This window comes from Actinomycetota bacterium, from assembly GCA_018830725.1.
Taxonomy (GTDB): domain Bacteria; phylum Actinomycetota; class Humimicrobiia; order JAHJRV01; family JAHJRV01; genus JAHJRV01.
The window spans coordinates 1-4154 of the sequence record JAHJRV010000157.1; the positions used below are offsets into that span (position 1 = coordinate 1).

Annotated in this window: 4 protein-coding genes; 2 read left to right on the forward strand and 2 right to left on the reverse strand. The window is 30.1% G+C overall.

The genetic code is table 11. The annotated features are described in order from the left end of the window. A partial coding sequence (locus tag KKC53_06960) for a M20/M25/M40 family metallo-hydrolase (GenBank protein MBU2598886.1) occupies nucleotides 1-307 on the forward strand: 307 nt, incomplete at its 5' end. Nucleotides 308-338: 31 nt separating this feature from the next. Here KKC53_06960 and KKC53_06965 read toward each other — a convergent pair. Next, entirely contained in the window at nucleotides 339-875 is a 537-nt protein-coding gene (locus KKC53_06965; GenBank protein MBU2598887.1) for an NTPase, read from the reverse strand. After that, nucleotides 854-1984 carry an ATP-binding protein gene (locus KKC53_06970; GenBank protein ID MBU2598888.1) on the reverse strand — a complete coding sequence of 377 codons (1131 nt, stop codon included), beginning with the start codon at nucleotides 1982-1984 and terminating at the stop codon, nucleotides 854-856. The genes KKC53_06965 and KKC53_06970 overlap by 22 nt, the downstream gene beginning before the upstream one ends. Before the next feature lie 396 nt (nucleotides 1985-2380). Between KKC53_06970 and KKC53_06975 the strand changes: the two genes are divergently transcribed. Next, on the forward strand, nucleotides 2381-4154 hold a 1774-nt coding region (locus tag KKC53_06975; GenBank protein ID MBU2598889.1), incomplete at its 3' end, for a sodium-translocating pyrophosphatase.

Consider the following 4154-nt stretch of genomic DNA (forward strand, 5'->3'; position numbering starts at 1 on the left):
AGAATCAATTCCGAGTCGATCACCTCTTCAAAGTCCTTTATATAAACTACTTGAAGAAACTATAAAAAAGTGGAACTTAAAAGCAAAATTAATTCCTTTTATGCAGGTTGGTGGAACAGATTCAAGATTTTTTAGAGAAAAAGGAATACCTGCCTATGGATTTGGACCACTTTTAATAGATGGTCCTTATGGAGAATTTCTTGAAATGGTTCATGGTCATAATGAGAAAATATCTACTGATAATTTACTTTTTATGATAAAAACCCTCTGGAATGTTGTAACAAATTTCAATACCATGTCATCCTGACCCTCGAGTGAAACGAAGGGGAAGTGCTCCTTCAGAATGACGAGGAGTGTAAAATTTCTTTATGCAAATATTCTCGATTTTTAATTGTAACTTCGAGGATTTTTACATCTTTTCTTTCTTTTATTTCATTAACAAAAGGTAAATTACTGCGTGTTATTGTAGCAAGTACTTTTACATCACTATTAAGAGCTTCTAAAACTGCATTCTTAAAATAAGTACTAAATAACTCCATCTTTCCGATCTCATCAATTACAATAAGTTCACAATCTTTCATTGAGTTATTTATAGATTTAACTCCAATTTTTTCTAAATCCTCTATATTTACTCCATATTTACTCACTTTATAAGGACTCTTTACATCTATATGTGCCAAAACCCCCTTTTTTCCATCCAAAGTCTCTAATTCAAAACCAATCCTTTTTCCTGATCTTTTAATTTCCCTTGTTATAAAACCACCCATTTTACCAGGAAATTCTTGAACAACTTTTAGAATGACAGTTGTTTTACCAATACCAGGTCTTCCAGTTATTAATATATTATTCCATCTTAAATTCTTAATCTTACCCATTCTCTGAAAAATACATCTGAAAAATAATAGATGTTATCTACCTTATCTAATATTTCTTTCTTTATTAAAAGTCTAATTGAGGTTTGTACTGTTGATAAGGCACCCAAATCATTCATTTTTATAAATTCCTGTGAATAGATTCGTTTCCCTCCATGCATGGCTATAGCTTTGAGAATTTGACGCTGAGTGAGTGGTAAACTATCCCAGATTGTAAGATAAAAAGGAGTTTCTTCAATTATAATCCTTTCAAGAGTAGGCTGAACATTTTCAGTATTTATCTTTTTTGTATCGAAATATAGATCCCATAATTTATGACAGAGAAATTGCGCATTATAAGGATAATTGTCAACTATATCGAGAACCTTATCAATTACTCCTGGTTTAAGAATAAATCCAGTTTTTAAGAATTTTTGCTCTAAGAATTCTTTAAATTCACCTCTTGGTATTTTTCCTAAATTTAATATTCTTCCCATTTTATAAAAAGCTCTACTTTTATTAGAGACCATATCATATAAAATATGTTTTTTAGAACCAGCAAAAAGATAACCAACTCTTTTATGATGTTGAAAATTAGCTCTCATAATTTTTTCAATATCTTCACCATCAAAATTCCTTATTTCTTGAAATTCATCAAAAGCAATTACAATTTTCTTTCTTTTTTTATTTGCTATTTGTTCAGGAAGATTACAGATTTCATCTAAAAATCTTAAAATGTCTTTTTTAAGTGGTGTATATTCAATTCCAATGCTTGGTCTACCATTATGACCAATTGTAATTTTAGGTCGCAATGTAGGAAGAATATCTCTAAGCAATTTTATTACTCTATCTAATTTAGATTCCATTGCATTTGCAATTTCTCCGGCATATATTTCTATAAACTTATTTAAAGAAGTAGCTTTATAAAGGTCGATATAAATAGTGTACAAACCTGCGACCTTTATTTTTTTAAGGACATTTATAATAAGTGAAGTCTTACCATATTTTCTAGGTGAAATAAGAAATACCCGCTCACCATCTTTCAGGTCTTGGACTAATTCTTTTATCTCTTTTTCCCGATTGGCAAAGTCATCACCCGTAACAGTTGCTCCATAAACAAAAGGATTCTTCATTTTTTACTCCTTTATAAGTTATGTTTTTATACATAATGTATAAAAACATAATAATTTAAAATATTTATTTAGTCAACATAAAATATCTTTCAATTTTTATAAAAACAGGATATTTCTTTTATTTTTACAATAGTGCCTAATAGAATCTTCATTAATTTTTTTATTAAAATTTTTTTATTTTTTATTAATTTATGATATTATTCTCAACACGATACCTATTAAAAAGATAGAGTATCTTAGACAAAGATTGCTTAATGTAGATTAACAAATATTAATTTTTTTTAATTTTGGTTGAAATTAACACATAGAAGTCTTTGTTTTTTATTTTAAGAGGATTTATAAATTTAAATAAAATTTAATATTATATAAAAATATTAATAAAGAAAGGAGATGAAATTGTTACAACCTATAGTTTATGTTTTTCCTATAGTTGGAATAGCAGGTTTATTTGTTAGTTTAGCCTTATATCGTGAGGTAATGAGAAGTGATCCAGGGACACCTGAAATAGTAAAATACTCAAAAACTATAAGGTCTGGAGCTTTTACTTTTCTGAAAAGAGAATACTTAACAATGTTAATATTTGCTATCATAGTTGCTGTGATCATTGCTTTCACTTTAAATACTTATGTCATGTTTTGTTTTATTGCTGGAGCAACAACTTCAGCAGTAGCTGCTCTAATTGGTATGAATATGGCTACGAACGCAAATGGCAGAACCACATTTGCTGCGAGGTCAAGTCAAAATAAAGCTTTAAATGTTGCTATCTCTGGTGGTTCAGTAATGGGAATTGCTTCTGTAAGTATAGGAATTTTGGGAATTTCTATTATGTATATACTATTAAGTTTTTTTAAACTTGCAGGAACACTCGAAATTATTACAGGTTTTTCGATAGGAGCAAGTTTTACAGCCATATTTAATCGTATTGGAGGTGGTATTTTTACAAAAGCAGCAGATATAGGAGCAGATTTAGTAGGTAAAACAGAAATTGGAATTCCTGAAGATGATCCAAGAAACCCAGCTGTTATTGCAGATAATGTTGGAGATAATGTAGGTGACATAAATGGGATGGGCGCGGATACCTATCAAGCATTTACTGATACAACAATTGCCTCCCTGATAATAGGGTCATTAGTGGCTGTACAAGGTTTAAGAGGAACTATTTTAGGTGATAAAGCAATAATTTTTCCACTGATGGTTGTAGCTACAGGAATAATATCGTCTATAGTTGGAATATATACAATAAAAATTTTACTTAAATATAAAATACCTATAATGAAAAATATCCTTTTAATAGGTTTCTTAACAAGTTGGATTTTACTTGTTATTGGAGTTTTTATTTTTGCTAAATTTTATTTAAATTATATGGGTGCCTTCTATTCAACAGTTGTAGGGTTAACAGCGGGTGTTCTAATAGGTTTTTCTACAAATTATTACACTATAAGAAGACCTATAAGAATAATATCAGATTCAGCTATTACTGGTCCAGCTACAACAATTATTACAGGAATAGCATTTGGGTTAGAGAGTACATTTTTTCCCATGGTTCTACTTAGCTTATCAATGTTAATATCTTATTATTTTGCTGGAATTTATGGCGTTTCTTTATCTGGCGTAGGTCTTCTTTCAATACTTGGAACAATATTATCATTAGATGCTTATGGTCCTATTGCTGATAATGCTGGTGGAATAGCAGAAATGACCAAGCAGGAACCTAAAGTAAGAGAAATCACTGATAGGCTTGATATGTTTGGAAATACAACTGCAGCTATTGCTAAAGCTTTTGCAGTAGGAGCAACAGCAGCAGCAGCATTATCTTTAATAACTGCATATGCAGAAAAAGCTGGAATTGGAGAATTAGGTAGTTTAGATATTAGACAATCAAACGTACTGGCTGGAATACTAATAGGTTCAGTTTTTCCAGCTCTTTTATCATCTATAACCTTAAAAGCAGTTGGAGAAACAGCACAATTAATGATTAAAGAAATAAGAAGACAATTTAGGGAAATTACAGGACTATTTGAAGGAAAGGCAGAACCTGATTACAATCGTTGTATAGATATTTCAACAAAAGGTGCTCTAAGAAAAATGATACTTCCCTCGGTAATTTCATTATTAGCTCCTTTCATAATTGCATTTACACTGGGCAAGGAAGCTCTGGCAGGTTTTTTAA

Bases quoted from the DNA above. Each gene is read 5' to 3' on its own strand.
- KKC53_06965 (MBU2598887.1), bottom strand. From the start codon at position 875: ATGGGTAAGATTAAGAATTTAAGATGGAATAATATATTAATAACTGGA.
- KKC53_06970 (MBU2598888.1), bottom strand. From the start codon at position 1,984: ATGAAGAATCCTTTTGTTTATGGAGCAACTGTTACGGGTGATGACTTT.